Origin of the sequence: Bacillus sp. FSL L8-0199 (assembly GCF_038005705.1) — a bacterium.
Taxonomy (GTDB): domain Bacteria; phylum Bacillota; class Bacilli; order Bacillales; family Bacillaceae_G; genus Bacillus_A; species Bacillus_A cereus.
In genome coordinates, this window is the sequence record NZ_JBBOTS010000001.1 from 2,563,706 (window position 1) to 2,583,426 (window position 19,721).

Sequence of the window (19,721 nt, forward strand, 5' to 3'; positions counted from 1 at the left end):
TTTTATGTAGACATGCTCAAAAAAGGGATATACACATAATGTATAATACGAACCAGTTAAAATGATCAACTACCTATTAGTTTTCAAACCAAAAGGAGGAGAAAATATGAGTTACGGTGGTTCTTGTGGTTTTGGTGGAGGTTTCGCTTTATTAGTTGTGTTATTCATTCTATTAATAATTGTAGGATGCAGCTGCTGGGGCGGAGGATACTAATTTTTAATTAGTCTTCACAAATGTAAACTAAAAAAACATTGAAGATACTTATGTATCGAAACAAATAAAAAAGGAGCGACTATGCTCCTTTTTTATTTGTTTTAATGCGTATTCTTACTATATTTCGGGAACGTAATCGTTAAAGTCGTTCCTTTACTAACGATACTTCTGATTTTTAAACTTCCATGCATCGTCTCAATAATCTTAACAGCAACCATTGTACCTAAACCAGTTCCTTTTGTTTTTGTACTAAAATACGGTTCACCGAATCGATGTATTTGCTCCTGTGACATTCCAACTCCGCTATCTTCAATTCGTATTTCAACTTTACTATTATTGATAGATGAGGAAATACTTAAGGTACCACCATTAGGCATTGCTTCAATACTGTTTTTTATTAAGTTTAAAAAACATTGTTGAAAGTGCTGTTTATTACCAACAATGGTTGCCTCAGAAAAATCCTGTGTAATATGTATCGTATTCATATTACACAATGGCAATATCATATTAATAACTCGATTTAACTCTTGTTTTACTGAAATTTGATCTAATTTTTCTGGAGCAGGTTTGGCAAACGTTAAGTAATCATCGATAATTTCTTGGGCACGATTTAACTCTTCAAGTATATGTTTAATATATTCGTCTCTTGATTCAGGAGTTAAATTTTGTGTTTTTAAAAGCTGTGTAAATCCTTTTACAACCGTTAAGGGATTCCTTACTTCGTGCGATATACTTGCAGCGAGTTGGCTAACAATCTCCATTTTTTCCATTTTAATTAATTTTGAGCGCATTAATACAGCATCTTTAATAACTTCATTTATATAAACAATAAATAACATTAAAGTAGTCGGTAATACCATGAAATAAATAATATACAAATTATTCACTTCAAAATCTGATAAGGTTAATACAATTAAAGTTGTAAATATTGCTAGGAAAAAGGTTAAAAACATGGAAAAAGCTACTTTAAGTTTTCTATTATATGTATTAAATTTTGAAGATGCGAGTGCTGTAACGATGAACATTATTCCGTAAACAACAACTGTCAGCATGTTAAAGCCATAAAATAAAAATCTCGTAATTAATAAAATTGTAAACAATATGATACCGACAGGGAATCCACCATAAAGCGTACCTATTATGACCGGAATTTGTCTTAAATCATGAATACAACTTTCATCCATATAGATAGGGTATCGCATACATAAAATAAGCGGGATACTAGAACAAAGGGTAATCAGTAGTATTTTATATTTCTTTAAATAGTGCCGGCTATCATATATGAAATAAAAAACAAATATACTACATAAAATGTATAGAAGATTATTTAATACGTTTTGATTAATATAAACAAAGTCCATAATATTTGCCTCGTTATTCTGAATTTCCTTTTCATATGTATTATACATGATAACATGTGTTAAGCTGCACGAAACTTGTTAATAAAATTCACTTGTTTTCGCGGTATTTCTAGAAATAATATTTTATTTAACTGCTAGATTTAAAGCTGCTTTTACTATCCAATGCAATAGGAGTATGGAATTATTTAAAATACCATTATCTAGTGCTGATTTATACTATTCTTGAATGTGCATAACATTTAATTTCTGAAGTGCAATCATTCCTATGTTAGTTATAACATGGTGGGGCATGTTGCTACTATAAGAAACGTAGATATTCTTTTCTATACGTTTCATTTTAATTTCTAACCACTGAACCAGATAGTCTTTTAAAGCAAGCTTAGACGGCTCCACAAAAGTCCCTTTATTTAACTCCGTAATTTTTTTCGCCTTCTTTTTTGTCTTATAACCAGTAAACCACTTTTATCTTCTTTTTACTGTCTCTGGATCAGGACCGATATCAATAATGATGCAATATTTATTTCCTCTTTTTCGAATATGTCCTTTCACTTAAAACACTCCTTCATTTGTTTTGAATCATGTTGTATAAGTCTAGTTGTAATTTTGCTGCTATGAAAATTACATAGTTGGACATATCAGCGATGGATATATTTTACCATATATAAACTGAATTGATTATTTAATATATTAGTTGTTTTTTTACAAAAGTTAATTTTATAAAATGATTTTGTATATTTGAAGCAATATTTTTATTTAAAACACCTTATTTGGAATAGTACATCTTGTATATATCATATTTTGTACAATTAATATTTTCTTATTTTAGAAATGATTTTAATTTGGAGTGAGATATATGGAGAGGAAAAAGAAATGGGAAGGATTAAACTCTAAAAATCCATCTGCTGATTCACTGGATTCGAGTTTAATAGGACCGACATTGCCACCGATTTCTTCATTTACTCTACCAACGGGATTTGAATCTGCATTCAGAGCTTTCAAATCTACTGATCAGTCCGTTACTGCTAATACACTGTCTATAGTAACATTTGAAACTACACAATTCGATTTAAATGGTGAATATGATGGTGTATCAACATTTATACCGCAACAAGATGGAGTATATTTAATTATTACTACTATAATTTTTAGTCCTACTGATGATACTCTAAATTATGTGACGGAAGTATTTATAACAGTTAACAGTGCTTTAATAGCAGGAGATGATAGCTTTTTTGGTGGAAATACTGGGCTTTTAAATGCAGTAACAGTTTCTACCATTGTACAATTGAATGCAGGAGATATGGTGCAAGTCCAAGCCGGTAGTACCATAGATGGCGTTATTGCATCTCCGCTTCTTACAAATTTTCAAGCTGCGAGGTTTCCATTACCAGTTCCAAATACATTTTTCTTGTTAAATAATTTATCTGCAGATTGGAGTAAAAGGCCGTTTAGTAGAAAAACATAATTATGTTCATTTTAAAAATAGTGTGAAGAAAATGATGAATTTAAATTAATTTTGTCTATTAAGAATAAGAAAAGCCACTTAGATAAGTGGCTTTTCTTATTTTTAAATTATGGGATATACCTTAGAAGATATCACTCGAATGAATATTACTAAATTAGCAATAAGATACTCAGAGAGATTTAGTCGTGAAGCTAGTCAAATTCGTAATAAAAAAGAGCCATGAGTGGAAAGGTTCATAACTCTTTTTGTAAGGGTAATGATTTTATAGGTAATAATCATCATGAAACCCTAAAAATGTAAGTTGATTAATTTCTATAAAATTCGAATTTTATAGAAAAAAAGCGACTGACAACAGCTAACTGCTTAGCAGGTTCTTTAAGATAAAAAAGAAGAGAATATAGAGGTTCATTCTGATTGTTTGAAGGTAATGAAAGAAAGAATATCACATACTATCGATCTTAATAAAAACTATGTTTGTTTTTCATTTTATTCACAAATAGTTCCAGTTGCTATTCCTGTTGGAGCGAAACCTACTGGGACATTAGTGATAACAGTATTCGTGGCAATATCAATAACAGAAACAGTATTACTACCTTGATTTGTAACATAGGCACGAGTGCCATCAGGTATGATAGTTACCTGATCAGGGGATAAAGCAACAGGAATTGTATCAATCACAGTATTTGTCGCCACATTTATTACCGAAACATTATTGCTAACTTTATTTACAACGTAAATAAGATTTCCACCTGGTGTAATATCTATACCAACAGGTTCGGTACCTACGTTAATTGTATTAATTACGGAATTGGTAGCGGTGTTAATAACAGAAACAGTATTGCTGTTCTGATTCGTGACATACGCACGAGTGCCATCTAGTGTGAAAACGATTATTCTAGGGCGAATGCCAACAGGAATGGTAGCGGTAACTGTGTTAGTAGCAGTATTAATAACAGAAATTGTGTTACTTAATTCGTTTGCAACATATGCAAAGGCTCCGTTTGGAGAAACAGTTATTCCTTGCGGAGCGATACCAACAGGGATGGTAGTGATAACTGTATTAGTAGCAGCAGTAATAACTGAAACGTTATTACTTGCGTGGTTTCCAACATAAACAGTTGTGTTATTTGGAGAAACAGCTACGCCAATTGGATCAGCTCCAACGGGAATGGTAGCAATAACTGTATTAGTAGCAGTATCAATAACGGAAACGGTATCGGAAAAAATATTAGTAACATAAGCACGAGCCCCATTGGGTGAAACTGTTACTTCAAGAGGTGCATTATCTACAGTAATTGTAGCGACTACTGTATTTGTTGCGGTGTTAATCACTGATACTGTATCATCTGCAGGGTCATCGATTGCTCCTGCGTTAGTAACATATACAAGGAAATTACATCCAGGTCCAGGTGGTCCGGTTGGCCCAGTTGGTCCAGGTGGACACTCACAGTCTCCAGTCGGCCCAGGTGGTCCTTCCGGCCCCTGAATACCTTGCACACCTTGAGGTCCAGTCGGCCCTTCTAATCCTTCAGGCCCTTGAATGCCTTGCACACCTTGAGGTCCAGTCGGTCCTTCTAATCCTTCAGGCCCTTGAATGCCTTGCACACCCTGAGGTCCAGTTGGCCCTTCCGGTCCTTCCGGTCCTTGAATCCCTTGTATACCCTGAGGTCCAGTCGGTCCAGGTGGTCCAGGAACTCCCATTCCGGTTCCCGAACCAGTCGGCCCAGGTGGCCCTGGCGGTCCTTGAATGCCTTGCACACCTTGAGGTCCCTGAGGCCCTTCCGGCCCTTCCGGTCCCTGAATCCCTTCTACACCTTGAGGTCCTTCCGGTCCTTGAGGTCCTTCAGGCCCTTGAATGCCTTGCACACCTTGAGGGCCTTCCGGCCCTTCCGGTCCTTCAAGTCCCTGAATGCCTTGCACACCTTGAGACCCCTGAGCTCCTCTAGGTCCAGGAATTCCTCTAGGTCCTGTTGCTCCAGTCGGCCCTGGCGTTCCGATGTTACTCAATAACGAACTATTCAAGATTCCTTGTAAAATTAGGTTGAATGTTTGCTGTAATAAGGGGTCTGATATATTTGAACAACTGATAAGTGAAGACAAGCTTTGGAATAGAAATTGGAGTAACGCTGAGATTTGAGTGAGAGATGCAGTAGGTAAGGAATTGATTAATTGATTTATAGTTCTTATGACTAAATTTCTATTTGGTGTACTTGGTTGTACTGCTATTAATAAATTATTTAATGCCTGTAATGCAGATTGGAGTATTTCTATAGTTGTTGAATTTGGTGTTGTGAAAAAAGAAAGAATAGCTTGATTTAATTGGCTTATTATTTGTAATAATTCTTGTTGTTGAGAACTTGAGAGAAAAACAGGTGTACAGCAATTACTTTGATTACAAGGGGATATAGAAATAAAGCAGGGCTGCTGGAATTTATCACAAGGATTTGGTGAGTTTGATTTTTGATTATATCTCATAAGTAACCTCCTTTTTAAAAAATAAATGTTAGGTAAGTCTAGATAAATTATTTTAGCAACTATGTTTAAAATGTTTGTGGGTATATGTTTAATGTTTTTTTCTTCAAAGTATATGTAAACAAAATGGAGATGTTCTTAGGGGACGTATAATCAATGCTTAATTACTAATAAAGATTGTAATCATAGGAGGAGAAATGAAAGTTACAAAGTAAAATATACAAGCTATTAAATTTATCCCGCATTAACGGGTAGTAAGATCCCCACCTCAAAATTCAGCGGAAGCAAAGAAGTTAAGTGAGGGATCAACTGCCAATAAAAGCTCCATTGGTTCAACTAATAAAAAGTGGGGATAAACACCCCACCAATTATTAAAGTTTCACTTTATAAAATCAACAAAAGCGTTATTTTAGAAAAAAAGGTGACTCAGCAATTCTGTCAGCCGAGTCACCCAGTACTATCGATCCAAATAATATTTTTTTATATGTAGTTATAGCGGTTTCTTAGCGGCTAACCCAAAATGGCGGTCGAAGAACAAAGAATTTTATTTTAGAAAGTATTAGATTTTACTATGTTAATGCTATAACAGCAAGAGTTAAGCCCAATGTATTTAATGTATTAGAATATGGTCCTACATTAACAGTAAGAGTACTTGTTATACCTAAAGGTGTAGTGAAAATAGCGGGTGCTGATACAGAAGTGAATCCTGCAGTATATCCCAGAGAAGTACCAGAGCCAATGATTGGATTATTATTCAAATACATAGTGATACCTGCCGAATTACCTCCTGGTTGAATGATAACTTGCACTTCATAGATTGCCAAATAGGTTCTTCCACCTTCAAGTAAAACAGTTGTTGGTGGTGTGAATGAGATTGCCGTACCATTAGAATTTACCACGGTATCTAGTGGAATCGCAGAATTTACAGAAACTATTGATGGGGTAGTTTGAACAACATTTAAACTGTTAGCCGTGGGGGATGGACAAGTGCAAGGTTTGTGAATGTTAGAGTTATTATCATTTTGGTAATTCACAAATAATCAAGCTCCTTTGCGTAAGATAATTTTTTATCCTATATAAAACGTAGCTTTTTTGTATCTAAGTTATTTTTAATAAGTTTTTAAAGATAAGTCGAATATTGTTGGTCAGTCAACTCTTAAAAGTATTTGATACTCTGGGATTTTAAAATGCATCTGATAAATATATATGAATGTTTTTTTAAGGACATTACTGTAAGTTAGGAAACATAATAAAATAGTTATTTGGGCATAAAAAAGAGCACAATATATGTGCTCTTGGATAAGAAAGGTAGATTTCTATGAGTGGATGACTCCATACAATAATATATGCTTGTCCAGTTAAAAGGTGAAATGTTTTAATAAAATAGTTATTTGATAGAATTTTGATAAAAAGCGATGATCATTAATTCACTCCTTGACTCATGACAATTGCTTATGTATTGAAAAGTTATTCAGCTATTTGAAATATAGTTTCATTAGCTCTAGAGAATCCATATAGTTTCCTTGCGAACTTTAAAATACCTTCTTCGCTCTCTGTTAAAGTTTTAACATCGTTTTCAAAATAACGTCCTATCAGTTCTAATTCAGACAATTTTTTCTTTTCTTTATTAAGTGTAATTTGTTTTTCTTGAATCATATCTTCTTGTTTGTAAATGCAGATTTGAATGGAAATAACCATAGGTAGCATAAAAGCAAGTGCTAATAACAGACGACGTCTTAGTTTTTTATTCGTTTGTTGATTCTTATTAGGGTTAATTTGTTTTTTTGAGATTGATTGTTGTGGTGTTAAATTTGGGACACTCCCCATTTTAAAGCCTCCATTACTTATGTATAGAATTTAAATTGTTTAAAAGTATTATATATGTTAAATAGATAATTTTGAATCTATTTGGATAAAGGGGGGGATTAAATTTAAATAAAAACGTTATTTGAATAGAGAAGTCCTAGATTTAGGGGGTCTAGGGCTTCAAATCTGAGCATATCTCACACGGCATTATAAAGAGAAAAGAACGTACTGAAGATAACATATGAATGTTTCATAAATGTAATAAAAAAGCGCCCTATGACTAAAATGTATATTGAAAAAAAGTTCACATCATATTGTATGTATGTTTTTTATGATGGTGCAATTTTGAAACAAAAACGTTATTTGAATTATCAATGCGAGTTTTACATTATTAAAGGAGGGAGAAGGGGGGAATAGAAGTATAATTCTACTTTTCCCTAAGAATAAATAGATTTGATTAAGGTTGAGTTATATTCGTTGTGACACAACTTGCTTCGAAATTATTGTTAAATACAAGTGTACCTTCACCAGTAAATGGCACTCTAATAACTAGATTCTTACTATCATAATCAAATTCTGTTGATAGTGAACGTGATCCGTACTCAACGGAGGAGAATACAAGTTTACCGTTAGAAATATTATAAATAAGAGTTAAACAAAGTGGCTGAGTTAATCCTGTGATAATGCAAGACATTCTATTTAAACCTCCTATCTTCTTCCTTATTAATAGCGTATGCAAATAGTACAAGCTTTGGCACAGTAGAAGCGGATAGGGAATGATGTAAAGATAGAAACTTTTAATAAAAGTGCTATTTTAATCAAAAGGAAGAATGAACATTGAACGTAAAGGAGTACGTCGTTTATAAAAGTGAATCATCTCTATGGATTGGAACTATACAGGAGTACGCTGAGTATATGATCGTACTTCCTGCAACAGTTCGTTTTTATACAAGACCAGTGTATCAAAGTAGAATAGTAAGTCGGAAGAATGCTAGGAATTATATAACTGTTACGGAGGTGAGGAAGATTAATAAAAATTTCATTTTGTAGAGAAATGGTGTGATTAAGTATGGGCATTGAATACGGAATGTTTGTATTAAAAAAGAGCAGACTTTAACCTACACATAAAAGTGCTGGAATTGTTCTAAAGGAAGGAATATCTGAAATATAAATATAATTGAGGGGAGTGAAATAATAATGGAAACTAGTACTTTTTTAGGGCTGTTCTGGGGGTGGATGACGGTTATCGTATCGGGAATACTTTTCGTCCGTCCATCGGTGCTACGTGAGTTAAAAAAATTAGTGGTTGAAGACAGAGGGTTTGGTATTATGTATGGTTTTCTATCGATTTTCCTAGGATTAGGTACTGTAATTCTACATAATGTATGGGTATTCAACTGGAAGGGATTCCTAACGGTTATTGCATGGCTTGCATTATTAAAGGGAATTTACATAATTGCATATCCTGAACCCTCTAAGAAAACAGACTTTGAAGTAAGGATACTATCAACACGTATAGTACTCGCTATCATTGGTGCTTTGGCTTTATGGATGCTTATAGTAATCTATATAAAATAATCTTTTTTTAATAAATAAAAGAGCCTGATATGAGAGAAAAGGCCTTTTCAAAAATTGCAATAGTAGGAAAAAGAAATACTTATATTGTCATCACCCTGTACCATCCATTTTGTTTAAAATATGGGGAGTTAAACTCACACATTAGTACACAATTGGAAATATAATCAGTATGTAAAGAAAGAATATGTGAATTATTTAAACAAAAAGTGCTAACAAGTTTGCAAACGAACTTGCTAACACTTATACAAAATATACATAAATTATCGCTGATATGTCTTCCTCAATAATAGCCATAATAAATTAGAACACACTAGTACGAAACGCTCATAAAACCATTTTTAATTTACATGATAATAGTATAAACTCTATATTTCTTTTAATAATTTAGGGTTATATCTTTTCTGCATTAGATGCTTTTAACCACGCTTCGTAAAATGCTGTAACTGATGCATAACGTTCTGCACGATTTTTATTTACAGCACGATACGCTACCTCATATAATTCCTTACTTGCTTTCCATTTTATAAAAGAACGATCTTTTTCACCGCCTAAAAGTGAGAAAGCCATTGCTCCCATATTAAATACATTTGTTCTTTCATCAATTGTTGCGTTTAGTTCAAATTCCTCTGGTGACATAAAACGGGAGGAACCCCATAGCCGGCCCATTTTATTTATGTAAGGTTTCTTACTGTATAAATCTATATCACAAATTTTTGTTTCTTTTGTATTAAAATTATATAAAATACTACCGTCATAAAAATCTATTGCTACATAGTTTTTCTTTTCTACATAAGTATGGAAAGAAAAAATGGAATGTAAGGAATGAATTCGTTCTATAGCAGATAAATGCCTAAATTTATAAAATGGTGAGTTTGGATTTTTATATTTTTCAGGAGGTGGGAAACTCCAATGCGAATGAAGACATTCACCATCAAACCAATCGAAAATTAATACATATCCAGATTGAACTGGAAAATGATCAATTAGTCTTATGAGCGATTCATGCTTTAAATCTTCATAGATAGTAACTGAATTTTTTAGCCTTTTAATAGCATCACCCGTTGTTCCTTCATATGCAATTGTTTGTGCTCCTGCGTATTTGATAAATTTCTTGTGACCATCTTTTTCTACACCAAAACTTATATTACCTGAGTCTTGCTGGTCAAAAACTGCAAATACGGTCCCTAATTTAATAAGCCAATCAAAATTATGATATTCTTTTAATTGGAATGTTACACTATTTAACTGAATTTCGACGGAATTATCTTTCATAGCTTACCTCACATTTAATATAATTAAGTTGTACATTCCACTATTCGACATATTTTATGGAAATCCTATGCTAACAATATGAAATTTTATAAATATAATGATAAATACTTATAAAGAGGTGAATACAATGGATCAACAAATTGTTATTAAACCGTATCAAAAAGACTGGGTTGAAGAGTATATAAAAGAAAAAGAGAAATTCTGTTCCTTGTTAGGACAAGAAATAATTGCTGTTGAACATATAGGAAGCACAGCAGTAGAAGGATTAGGAGCTAAACCTCTTATTGATATGATGATTGGCGTAACAGAACTGCAAATAACTGAAAAGTGGATTGAAGTTCTATCGGAAATTGGATATGAGTATGTTCCAAAAGATGCAACCAATTGGCGTTTTTTTAGAAAAGGAAAGTGGAGAGCGGGTACTCATCATTTGCATGTTTATATTTATAATAGTGACGAATGGAGGAACAATATTTTATTTCGTGACTTTCTAATAAGCCATGAATGGGCACGTAAAGAATATAGAGAATTAAAAGAGATACTTGCTATTACATATGCTTTTGATCGTGTTTCATATACAAAGGCAAAAGCGCCGTTTATTCGAAAAATATTAGAATTGGCTAGAACTCAATGAATTTATAGATTCTTATCTAACTAGTTTTGAAACCTCTTCCTACACTTTTTATAGGGAGGGGATTTTTTGTTTTTTCATGACTAAATATATAATTTCTAATTATTGGAGGCAAACTATTTTATTTATTTTGATATTTCTAGTACATTGGAAATATTAAGGGGGAATTAAGCAATGAAAGCTATTGTACATCAATATAAAAAAGGATTAGAGGGAGTAGGATATAAATTTTCACCTAAGATAAGTCCTAGTGCAGGTGAAGTAAAAGTAAAGTTAAAAGCTGCCGGGTTAAATCATAGGGATTTATTTATTATAAATAATAGAAAAGAAATGGATCTACCATTAGTAATAGGGTCAGATGGATCAGGAATTGTTACAGAAATAGGAGAAGGAGTTTCAAATATTACACTACATACAGAAGTTATTATTAATCCTAGTATTGGATGGGAACATGCTACTGAAGTACCGGAGTTACCGGAAGTGCTAGGTGGGCCGAAAGATGGAACGTTTGCTGAATATGTAATTGTACCAGTTGAAAATGTTGTAGAAAAGCCGTCATATCTTACTTGGGAAGAATCAGGTGTTTTATCTTTATCCGCATTAACTGCATACAGAGCGCTTTTTACTAAAGGTAGATTGAAGCGCGGCGAACACGTTTTAATTCCGGGAATAGGCGGTGGTGTTGCTACATTTGCCATGTTATTCGCGAAAGCAATTGGCGCAAAAGTGAGTGTTACTTCAAGGGTAGAGAATAAAAGGGAACTTGCTGCGAAATATGGTGCAGATATTTCTTTTCATAGTGCCGGAAATTGGGGAGAGAGCTTACAAGGTGAAAAAGTAGATTTAATAATAGATAGTATAGGTCCAGCAACTTTTTTGAAATATTTTGATGTATTAAAACCAAACGGAAGAATCGTGAATTTTGGTGCAAGCTCAGGAGATAAAATTGAATTACCATTACGCGCGCTATTTTACAATCAAATTGATATTATGGGAACATCCATGGGTAGCCGTGAGGAATTTAATGAGATGATAAAGTTTATAGAAAAACATCAAATTAAACCAATTATTGATAAAGTTTACTCGTTAGAAGAAGCAATTCGAGCACTAAGCCGTATGGAACGTGGAGAACAATTCGGAAATATTGTACTTCAAATGAATTAAAAAATATGATTTTACAATTAGTATATTTAAATGAACATGTTATGTATTCCAAACATGAAAAAAATACGAATCGCCTTATTATAAAGGTTTACGAACTTTATACATAAATAGCGTATAAAATTTGTTTTATAATTGTCACATGAGCAATAGTAAAATGAGAATTAGATGAGAAAAGTTTAAGCCCATTTTCATAATGGTATTGTATACTGTGTAAATCAAGAACACTTGTAAGTAGGGAGAGAGTATTATGAATTACACAGTATTTCGGTGGTTTAATAATTTTGCTGATTCATCCAAACTATTTGATACGATAATGGTTGCTATTACAAATAGCGCTGCATACGTAGCCGTTCTATTTATGCTTATCTTATGGTTTAATAATGGAAAGAAAGAGAATGCAATTAGAAAACAATATACAGTTTTATATACGACGCTTTCGGTTATTATTGCATTAGTAGTAAATGTTCTTATACACGCAGTATATTACCATCCGCGTCCGTTCGTATCACATGATGTACACCAATTAGTGCCACACGCAGCAGATTCATCATTCGTTAGCGATCATTCTGTACTTGTATTTTCAATCGCCTTCGTATTTATTCTTAGAGGAGAAAAACTGAAATATATCGCGCTATTATGGGCAGTGCTAGTCGGTATATCACGTATGTACGTAGGTGTTCATTATCCTTTAGATATACTTGGTGCAGCATTCTTAACGCTTATTACGAGCGCTTTAGTAATGCAAAGTACACGTATGTTTGAACCAATAGCGAAACTTGTATTCAAAATGTATGCATTAGTAGCGAGACGAATTCCTTTCTTAGCGAAATATAATCATATCACGTAATTTTCTTATAAAAAGTTCCCCTTTGGACATCCAGAGGGGAACTTTTTTATAGGAAATACGAAAAGAGTGTAGAGTGCTCTGTAATCAAGTTGTACTGATTAATATTCTGAAATTTCACGCACCGTATTTAATATATATATAATAATGACACAAAATAACAACAGTTAGTTTCGTATTGTTTTAAAGGAATTAAAAAGAAAACTTCGAAACATATAGTATCGTAAACAAAAACTACAAATTATAAAACGCATCTTCGTACGAATCCATTCCAAAAGAGAGGAGATAAGTATGCAAAAACTTCAAACGAATAAAGGCGCTCGATATATGATGATTGCTTTTATTGTTTTGTTTCTTATTATGATTTTGCGTATAGTCTATATTCAGGCAGTAGGAGTCGTGCATAATGTAAATGTAAAGGACCTCGCGGATGAACAACATAATAAAAAAGGTGTTTTAGAAGCGAATCGTGGCACTATCTATGACCAAACGGGAAAGGTGTTAGTACAAGATTCTACAACGTATCGAGTTGTTGTGAATTTAAAAGGAAAAGATAAAGTGAAAAATAAAGATGAAACCGCACAACAATTAGCCGATGCGCTTGAAATTGATAAAGAAGAAGTATTAAAAAACTTTCATGAAGGGCGTACGCAAGTTGAAATTGGGAAAATTGGTCGGAACTTATCTAGGGAAAAGAAGGAAAAAATTAATGATTTAAAAATACCAGGTGTATCTTTTATGTCGGAAAAAGCAAGAGTGTATCCGAATGAAGACTTTGCATCCTATATACTGGGTTTTGCTAGACCAGATGATAAAGGGAATACGGAAGGGAAGTTTGGGCTTGAAAAGAGTTTGGATAAATATTTGCGCTCGACAAACGGGAATATAGAATATGTGGGTACACGAAGGGGGATTCCGCTTACAAATGATATAGGTAAAGTAGAACCTGCTAAAAATGGGAATAACGTGTATTTAACGCTTGATAAACAAATTAATAGCTTTTTAGAAGAAGCGATGAACAAAGCACAAGAGCATTATGATCCTTCTATGTTAATTGGCATTATTGCTGATCCAAAAACAGGAAAGGTTTTAGCGATGTCTAGTAAGCCTAGTTACAATCCTAATGTAGGTGATATCGAATACTTTTTAAATGATCCGATTGCAAATGCATATGAACCAGGTTCAACTATGAAAGTTTTTACGTTAGCAGCTGCCATTAATGAAGGTGTATATAACGGAAAAGAATATTTTCAGTCTGGAAAATATTCCGTTGGTTCCTCTGATATAAAAGATCATAATGGTGGATTTGGATGGGGATCAATTACATTTGATGAAGGTTTTGAAAGATCATCAAACGTAGCTTTTTCTATTTTAGAAGATCAGTTACTGAAACCAAATAAATTTAAGCAATATATGAATAAATTTGGATTCAATCAAAAAACAGGAATAGATTTACCTGGAGAAAGTAAAAATACTTTATTATTAAATACGCAAATTCAACAGGTTACAACTTCTTTCGGTCAAGGTTCTACAGTAACTCCGATTCAATTAATCCAAGCGGCTACTGCTATAGCAAATGACGGGAAAATGATGCAACCATATATCGTTGATAAAGTTGTAAATCCAACAAATAAAGAAGTTATTATGGAAAATCAACCGAAAGAAATTGGGAATCCGATAAAAAAAGAAACAGCGGACAAGGTTAGAAGCTTAATGGAGCGTGTTATAACATCTTCAAAAGGAACTGGTACAATGTATAAAGTGGATGGTTATCCAATTGGAGGTAAGACAGGAACAGCACAAATACCGAATCCTGAAAACGGCCGATATATGGAAGGGAAAGAGAATTACATTTTCTCCTTTTTAGGAATGGCTCCAATTGATGATCCGGAGTTAATCGTATACTTAGCTATTAAGCAGCCAAAGTTAAAAGGAGATGAGTATGGAGCTCAGCCTCTTGCTGAAATATTTAAACCTGTTATAAAAAACAGCCTTGAATATTTAAAGGTGAAACCGTATACAGAAAAACAAATAGCTGATGCAACGAAGCAATCTCAATTAAAAGTACAAAATTATGTAAATCAATCGATGGGTACAGCAGAGAAAAGTGTAGAAAAAGAGAAGCTACAGCCAATAATTTTAGGAGAAGGAAAAATAATAAAACAATATCCACAGTCTGGCGAGGTCATGAGTGAAGGGGATCGTATATTTTTATTAGGGAATAACGCACAAATGCCAAATGTAAAAGGTTGGTCCATGCGTGATGTTATGTATTTCTCTAAGCTTTTGAAATTAGATTTGAAAACTTCTGGTACAGGTTATGTAACGAGCCAAAGTATTGAAAAAGGACAAAATTTACAAGAAGGAGATACACTAGAACTAGAATTAGAACCGCCGTTACAACCGTTAACAGAGGCGAATACGAATTAATTCAAACTTGTTGAAGAACCTATATCCAATAGGTTCTTTTTTAAAAATTTATGAGTAATTTCACGCACCGTATTTTTTAGAAAAAATAATAAATAAAATACTTAACAGTTACTAAAACAAAAAAACTTACATATATTGAAATTAGAACGATTGTTCAATTTTTGTATTAAACGATGGAAGGAGTCTACATTGAATAAAAGACGATATGATAGTGATTTAGCCAAAGAAATAATAGGAGAAAAAGCGATAGAGTTATTTTCCTTAAAAGGGTATACAAAAACCTCCATTGATAACATTGCTAAAGCCTCTGGTTATAGTAAAGGACATATATATTATCATTATAAAAATAAAGAAGAATTATTTGTTTATTTAGCTAAAGACAGTATGAAAAACTGGCATGATAAATGGAAAATGGCAGAAAAACAGTATACAAACGCAACTGAAAAATTATATGGAATGGCTAAATTTGTACTTTATAATTACAAAACGCCGTTATTAAGAGCGGGGCAAGAACTTGCCTCTGATCCGAGCACGAATCCTTCTACAGTTCAACAACTTTATGGTTTAGCTGTTGTCCCTTTAAAGGCATATCAACAAATTTTAGATGAAGGTATAAAAAGTGGTGAGTTTTATATGAAAAATGTTGAGGGTTCATGCCTTTTATTAGGTTCATGGCTAGGTGGATTATGTCAATTCATTCATTCAATTGAAATGGAGAAATTAGAAGTTTTATTTGAAGAAGCTATTAAAATTTTTTTACTCTCTATTTCAAACAAATATATGTAGCGTGACACGCGAATTAGAACGATTGTTCAAATCCTTACACTCGTCCGTTTTCATTATATGTATAAACAACAGGAGGTTATTTATATGGATGAGCAAAGAGTCGCAATTATAACTGGCGGCGCTTCTGGTATTGGTAAAGCTTTAGCCATTCAATTAGCAAATAAAGATATATTTGTAATTATCGCTGATATTAATGAAGCCTGTGGCCAAAACCTTGTGAATAATATAAAAAATAATAATCAACTAGCTAGGTTCGAATATTTAGATGTTACTAACGCTGGATCCGTAGAAGAACTTATTATAAAAATAGTTAATGAGTTTGGTAGAATTGATTATATGTTTAATAATGCAGGAGTTGCTATGTATGGAGAAGTATACGATATGTCTTTGGATGATTGGAAACATATTATTGAAATAAATTTATTAGGAGTAATTTACGGAACACAATTGGCTTACCAATTCATGAAAAAACAAGGATTTGGTCATATCATTAATACTGCTTCTGCAACTGGTTTAGGACCAGCTCCCCTTTGTACCGCGTATGCAACAACCAAACATGCTATCGTAGGTTTAACAACTTCATTACATTATGAGGCGGAAGAATACGGTGTAAATGTAAGTGTGCTTTGTCCAACTTTTGTAGATACACCCATATTTAAAAAATCAATTGCAATTAATATGAATAAGAATCACATTATAAAACAACTAAAAACAAATAAGCCAATTTCAGCTGACAAGTTTGCTGAAATTGCACTGAAAGCTATTCATAAAAATAAATTAGTAATTTGTCCAATGCCATTAAAAAAAACGATGGACGTATTCTTTACTTTATTTCCTTATCTTCATAAAAAGCTAATGCGTTTCGTATGTCGAATTGGTCGTAAAGCAAAAATGACGGAAATATAAATATCTGATTATTTTTTATTTACAGTTAAAAATAATTGTGATAATATGGGAAAAATCAAATGCAGTGAAGAGAAGAGTAAATAAAATGAATTTTTCACAGAGAGCTCCATTTAGCTGAAAAGGAGTAAAAATTCTTTATTGAACCAAGCCTCTGAGCAGCGCATCGGAACCTATTATTAGGGGATGGTGTGACGGGAGCTCCCGTTATAGAGCTATGGTATAAGCATGAGTTAGAATGCAGTACCTGATAAGGTTAATATGGTGACATATTAACAAACTAGGGTGGCACCGCGATGATAAATCTCGTCCCTAAGATTAAAAGTCTTGGGGGTGGGATTTTTTTATTGTTTTAAAACAATTTGGAAAGCGGGGGCCAAAAATGAAAAACTTTCTTAAAGATTGGAAATATCCTTTATTACTACTGTCCGGTGTTGGTATTGCGAATTTAGGAGCATGGATTTACTTAATAGCATTGAATGTACTTGTCTATCATATGGGCGGATCAGCCTTAGCTGTTGCTACTTTATATGTAGTAAAACCATTAGCCACTTTATTTACAAACGCTTGGTCTGGGAGTATGATTGATCGTTTAAATAAACGGAAATTAATGATTCACCTCGATATATATCGTGCGTTATTTATCGCTATTTTACCTTTACTTCCGTCACTTTGGATTGTTTATGTATTTGTATTCTTTATAAGTATGGCCAGTGCAATTTATGAGCCAACTGCTATGACGTATATGACGAAATTAATTCCAGTAGAACAAAGACAACGTTTCAACTCATTACGTAGTTTAATAGGATCTGGTGCATTTTTAATTGGTCCAGCGATAGCAGGGGTTTTATTAATTGCGAGTACACCAGAGATTGCTATATATATAAATGCTATAGCATTTCTGTTATCAGGATTCATTACATTACTTTTACCTAATCTTGATAAGAAAGAAGCTTCGGATACAACAAGTAATACATTATCTCTTACAGTATTAAAAAAAGATTGGAACACTGTTATAAATTTTAGTAGAAAACATGTGTATGTCGTATGCGTGTACTTCTTATTTCAAAGTATGTTCGTATTAGCAACCGCTACTGATTCACTTGAACTATCGTTTGCGAAAGAGGTATTACTACTAACAGATAGTGAATATGGTTTTCTAGTTAGTATAGCTGGTGCAGGATTTATTTTAGGTGCCATAACAAATACAATTTTGTCAAAGAAATTAGCACCTTCACTTCTAATTGGAATAGGATCATTATTCATTGCAATTGGTTATTTAATTTATGCTTTTTCAAATGTATTTTTAATAGCTGCTATTGGATTCTTTATTTTATCTTTTTCAATGGCATATGCAAATACAGGATTTTATACATTTTACCAAAATAATATCCCTGTTCATATGATGGGACGGATTGGGAGTATATATGGGCTTGTGATTGCTGGCATCACCATTTTAATTACGATTTTGTTCGGAGTTGCAACTCAATTTATTTCTATACAACTTGTGGTTATTGTAGGCTCATTGGTAATGCTGCTTATAACTATCATATTGTGTGTATTTACTTTATTGCCCTCACATTCTAAAGTGCATTCCTCTGAGTCAATCAATTCAAAATAGTAATCTTGGTTTTGATTTACGGTATTCAATTGGAGGGTTTACCCTCCTATATATGGAAATATAAGAAGGGTGAACAATATTGATAAACGAGGGTGGTTTTTGTAATGAAAACAAAAGATCAAATAGACAGCATTGTAAAAGAAATGCATCAGCATATAGATTTCTCTGGGATAATTTTAGTAAAAGAAGAAAAAGGCTTAGTCTATGAAGAGGCGTTTGGTTACGCAAATCGCAATGAATGTATAAATAATACGCTACAAACAAGGTTCGGAATTGCCTCCGGTTGTAAAATATTCACTGCTATCGGTATCTGTCAACTTGTTGAGAAGGGGATAATTACTTTTCAAACAAAGTTAAAAGAGTGTTTACGTATAAACTTTCCAAACTTCAATGAAGATATTACAATACATCACCTTTTGACGCATAGTTCGGGTATTCCAGATTATTTTGATGAAAGTATTATGGATAACTTCGAAGATCTTTGGGAACAAACTCCTATGTATCTATTAAAAAATTTAAAAGACTTCTTACCATTATTCCAAAGCAGAAATATGATGTTTGCACCTGGAAGTAAGTTTCACTACAATAATGCAGGTTTTATCATACTGGGATTAATAATCGAAGAACAGACAGGATTTGAATTTACGGAATATATAGAAAAAAACATATTCAATCCAATTGGTATGAATGATTCTGGCTATTTTTCTTTAGATAGTTTACCAAGACACACAGCTTTAGGATATATAAAAGACGAAATTAACCAAAATTGGAGAACAAACGCCTACTCTATACCAATAAAAGGTGGTTCTGATGGTGGTGCTTTTATTACTGCGCCAGACATGCTGAAATTCTGGGAAGCGTTATTTAACTATGAAATCATAAGCCGAGAATATACAAACATGCTTTTAACTCCTCATATGCAAGTAAATAATAATCAGTCTTACGGCTATGGAATATGGATTGAAACAAGAGAAAACAAGATATTCAAATATCATGTAATGGGATATGATCCAGGAGTCAGTTTTCGCTCAGCCGTATATCCAGGCTTAGGTATTACAGTAGTTATTCCGTCAAATAAAGGAGCGGGTCCTGAAAAGATAATGAAAGAATTAGAAAACTCTTTTTCATAAGGTTAAAAGAGTTTATGAACGCATTAATAAATGCAAAAAAGACG

18 protein-coding genes, 1 pseudogene and 1 other annotated feature are annotated in these 19,721 nt (G+C 33.0%); of the genes and pseudogenes, 12 read left to right on the plus strand and 7 right to left on the minus strand.

The window, feature by feature from the left end:
* Positions 1-106: 106 nt before the first annotated feature.
* Complete coding sequence (locus NST86_RS13290; protein WP_000120182.1) at positions 107-214, plus strand: YjcZ family sporulation protein; 108 nt, start codon at positions 107-109, stop codon at positions 212-214.
* A 101-nt stretch (positions 215-315) separates the two neighbouring features.
* Here the strand turns inward: NST86_RS13290 and NST86_RS13295 are convergent, their stop codons facing one another.
* Positions 316-1,575, minus strand: a complete 1,260-nt coding sequence (locus NST86_RS13295; protein ID WP_016118000.1) for a sensor histidine kinase — start codon at positions 1,573-1,575, stop codon at positions 316-318.
* Between the two features lie 126 nt (positions 1,576-1,701).
* Positions 1,702-2,124: pseudogene (locus tag NST86_RS13300) on the minus strand (site-specific integrase); the annotation flags it as partial.
* Positions 2,125-2,428: 304 nt separating this feature from the next.
* Here NST86_RS13300 and NST86_RS13305 point away from each other — a divergent pair.
* Positions 2,429-3,040, plus strand: coding sequence for an exosporium leader peptide-containing protein (locus NST86_RS13305; protein ID WP_000440007.1), 612 nt, complete (start codon positions 2,429-2,431; stop codon positions 3,038-3,040).
* A gap of 486 nt (positions 3,041-3,526) precedes the next feature.
* Here NST86_RS13305 and NST86_RS13310 read toward each other — a convergent pair whose 3' ends face one another.
* The 4 genes from NST86_RS13310 to NST86_RS13325 form a co-directional block, all read right to left on the minus strand.
* Positions 3,527-5,515 (minus strand): YVTN family beta-propeller repeat protein, encoded by a 1,989-nt coding sequence (locus NST86_RS13310; RefSeq protein WP_227593167.1) that lies wholly within the window; start codon positions 5,513-5,515, stop codon positions 3,527-3,529.
* A gap of 566 nt (positions 5,516-6,081) precedes the next feature.
* Entirely contained in the window at positions 6,082-6,546 is a 465-nt protein-coding gene (locus NST86_RS13315) for a hypothetical protein (protein ID WP_016118003.1), read from the minus strand.
* A gap of 433 nt (positions 6,547-6,979) precedes the next feature.
* Positions 6,980-7,339, minus strand: coding sequence for a cell division protein DivIVC (locus tag NST86_RS13320; RefSeq protein WP_000536031.1), 360 nt, complete (start codon positions 7,337-7,339; stop codon positions 6,980-6,982).
* A gap of 436 nt (positions 7,340-7,775) precedes the next feature.
* A complete protein-coding gene (locus NST86_RS13325) occupies positions 7,776-8,012 on the minus strand; it encodes a hypothetical protein (RefSeq protein ID WP_001277642.1) in 237 nt (78 codons plus the stop codon).
* A 143-nt stretch (positions 8,013-8,155) separates the two neighbouring features.
* Between NST86_RS13325 and NST86_RS13330 the strand changes: the two genes are divergently transcribed.
* Entirely contained in the window at positions 8,156-8,368 is a 213-nt protein-coding gene (locus tag NST86_RS13330; protein ID WP_001101128.1) for a hypothetical protein, read from the plus strand.
* A gap of 147 nt (positions 8,369-8,515) precedes the next feature.
* On the plus strand, positions 8,516-8,896 hold the full coding sequence (locus NST86_RS13335; RefSeq protein ID WP_061663258.1) for a hypothetical protein: 381 nt from the start codon (positions 8,516-8,518) through the stop codon (positions 8,894-8,896).
* A gap of 390 nt (positions 8,897-9,286) precedes the next feature.
* Here NST86_RS13335 and NST86_RS13340 read toward each other — a convergent pair whose 3' ends face one another.
* Entirely contained in the window at positions 9,287-10,168 is an 882-nt protein-coding gene (locus NST86_RS13340) for a protein kinase domain-containing protein (RefSeq protein WP_000654549.1), read from the minus strand.
* A gap of 127 nt (positions 10,169-10,295) precedes the next feature.
* On the opposite strand from NST86_RS13340, the gene NST86_RS13345 reads away from it, so the two are divergent.
* The 8 genes from NST86_RS13345 (at position 10,296) to NST86_RS13380 (ending at position 19,677) form a co-directional block, all read left to right on the plus strand.
* Positions 10,296-10,802, plus strand: coding sequence for a GrpB family protein (locus NST86_RS13345; protein WP_000372688.1), 507 nt, complete (start codon positions 10,296-10,298; stop codon positions 10,800-10,802).
* A gap of 171 nt (positions 10,803-10,973) precedes the next feature.
* The gene (locus tag NST86_RS13350) at positions 10,974-11,963 is read left to right on the plus strand and encodes a zinc-binding dehydrogenase (RefSeq protein ID WP_016118005.1); all 990 of its coding nucleotides are present in this window, start codon (positions 10,974-10,976) and stop codon (positions 11,961-11,963) included.
* Positions 11,964-12,210: 247 nt separating this feature from the next.
* Positions 12,211-12,810, plus strand: coding sequence for an undecaprenyl-diphosphatase (locus NST86_RS13355; protein ID WP_016118006.1), 600 nt, complete (start codon positions 12,211-12,213; stop codon positions 12,808-12,810).
* Between the two features lie 288 nt (positions 12,811-13,098).
* Positions 13,099-15,237, plus strand: coding sequence for a penicillin-binding protein (locus NST86_RS13360; RefSeq protein WP_001170960.1), 2,139 nt, complete (start codon positions 13,099-13,101; stop codon positions 15,235-15,237).
* Positions 15,238-15,426: 189 nt separating this feature from the next.
* On the plus strand, positions 15,427-16,023 hold the full coding sequence (locus tag NST86_RS13365; RefSeq protein ID WP_001042683.1) for a TetR family transcriptional regulator C-terminal domain-containing protein: 597 nt from the start codon (positions 15,427-15,429) through the stop codon (positions 16,021-16,023).
* 84 nt (positions 16,024-16,107) lie between these two features.
* Positions 16,108-16,929 carry an SDR family NAD(P)-dependent oxidoreductase gene (locus NST86_RS13370; protein ID WP_016118007.1) on the plus strand — a complete coding sequence of 274 codons (822 nt, stop codon included), beginning with the start codon at positions 16,108-16,110 and terminating at the stop codon, positions 16,927-16,929.
* 55 nt (positions 16,930-16,984) lie between these two features.
* Positions 16,985-17,243: a binding site (T-box leader), on the plus strand.
* Between the two features lie 65 nt (positions 17,244-17,308).
* Positions 17,309-18,547, plus strand: coding sequence for an MFS transporter (locus NST86_RS13375; protein ID WP_086423229.1), 1,239 nt, complete (start codon positions 17,309-17,311; stop codon positions 18,545-18,547).
* A 104-nt stretch (positions 18,548-18,651) separates the two neighbouring features.
* Complete coding sequence (locus NST86_RS13380; protein ID WP_000849938.1) at positions 18,652-19,677, plus strand: serine hydrolase domain-containing protein; 1,026 nt, start codon at positions 18,652-18,654, stop codon at positions 19,675-19,677.
* The last annotated feature ends 44 nt before the right edge of the window (positions 19,678-19,721 follow it).

Coding starts and splice junctions, on each gene's coding strand:
- NST86_RS13345 (WP_000372688.1), top strand. CDS start 10,296: ATGGATCAACAAATTGTTATTAAACCGTATCAAAAAGACTGGGTTGAA.
- NST86_RS13295 (WP_016118000.1), bottom strand. CDS start 1,575: ATGGACTTTGTTTATATTAATCAAAACGTATTAAATAATCTTCTATAC.
- NST86_RS13360 (WP_001170960.1), top strand. CDS start 13,099: ATGCAAAAACTTCAAACGAATAAAGGCGCTCGATATATGATGATTGCT.
- NST86_RS13355 (WP_016118006.1), top strand. CDS start 12,211: ATGAATTACACAGTATTTCGGTGGTTTAATAATTTTGCTGATTCATCC.
- NST86_RS13340 (WP_000654549.1), bottom strand. CDS start 10,168: ATGAAAGATAATTCCGTCGAAATTCAGTTAAATAGTGTAACATTCCAA.
- NST86_RS13375 (WP_086423229.1), top strand. CDS start 17,309: ATGAAAAACTTTCTTAAAGATTGGAAATATCCTTTATTACTACTGTCC.
- NST86_RS13310 (WP_227593167.1), bottom strand. CDS start 5,515: ATGAGATATAATCAAAAATCAAACTCACCAAATCCTTGTGATAAATTC.
- NST86_RS13320 (WP_000536031.1), bottom strand. CDS start 7,339: ATGGGGAGTGTCCCAAATTTAACACCACAACAATCAATCTCAAAAAAA.
- NST86_RS13370 (WP_016118007.1), top strand. CDS start 16,108: ATGGATGAGCAAAGAGTCGCAATTATAACTGGCGGCGCTTCTGGTATT.
- NST86_RS13380 (WP_000849938.1), top strand. CDS start 18,652: ATGAAAACAAAAGATCAAATAGACAGCATTGTAAAAGAAATGCATCAG.
- NST86_RS13325 (WP_001277642.1), bottom strand. CDS start 8,012: ATGTCTTGCATTATCACAGGATTAACTCAGCCACTTTGTTTAACTCTT.
- NST86_RS13290 (WP_000120182.1), top strand. CDS start 107: ATGAGTTACGGTGGTTCTTGTGGTTTTGGTGGAGGTTTCGCTTTATTA.
- NST86_RS13335 (WP_061663258.1), top strand. CDS start 8,516: ATGGAAACTAGTACTTTTTTAGGGCTGTTCTGGGGGTGGATGACGGTT.
- NST86_RS13350 (WP_016118005.1), top strand. CDS start 10,974: ATGAAAGCTATTGTACATCAATATAAAAAAGGATTAGAGGGAGTAGGA.
- NST86_RS13305 (WP_000440007.1), top strand. CDS start 2,429: ATGGAGAGGAAAAAGAAATGGGAAGGATTAAACTCTAAAAATCCATCT.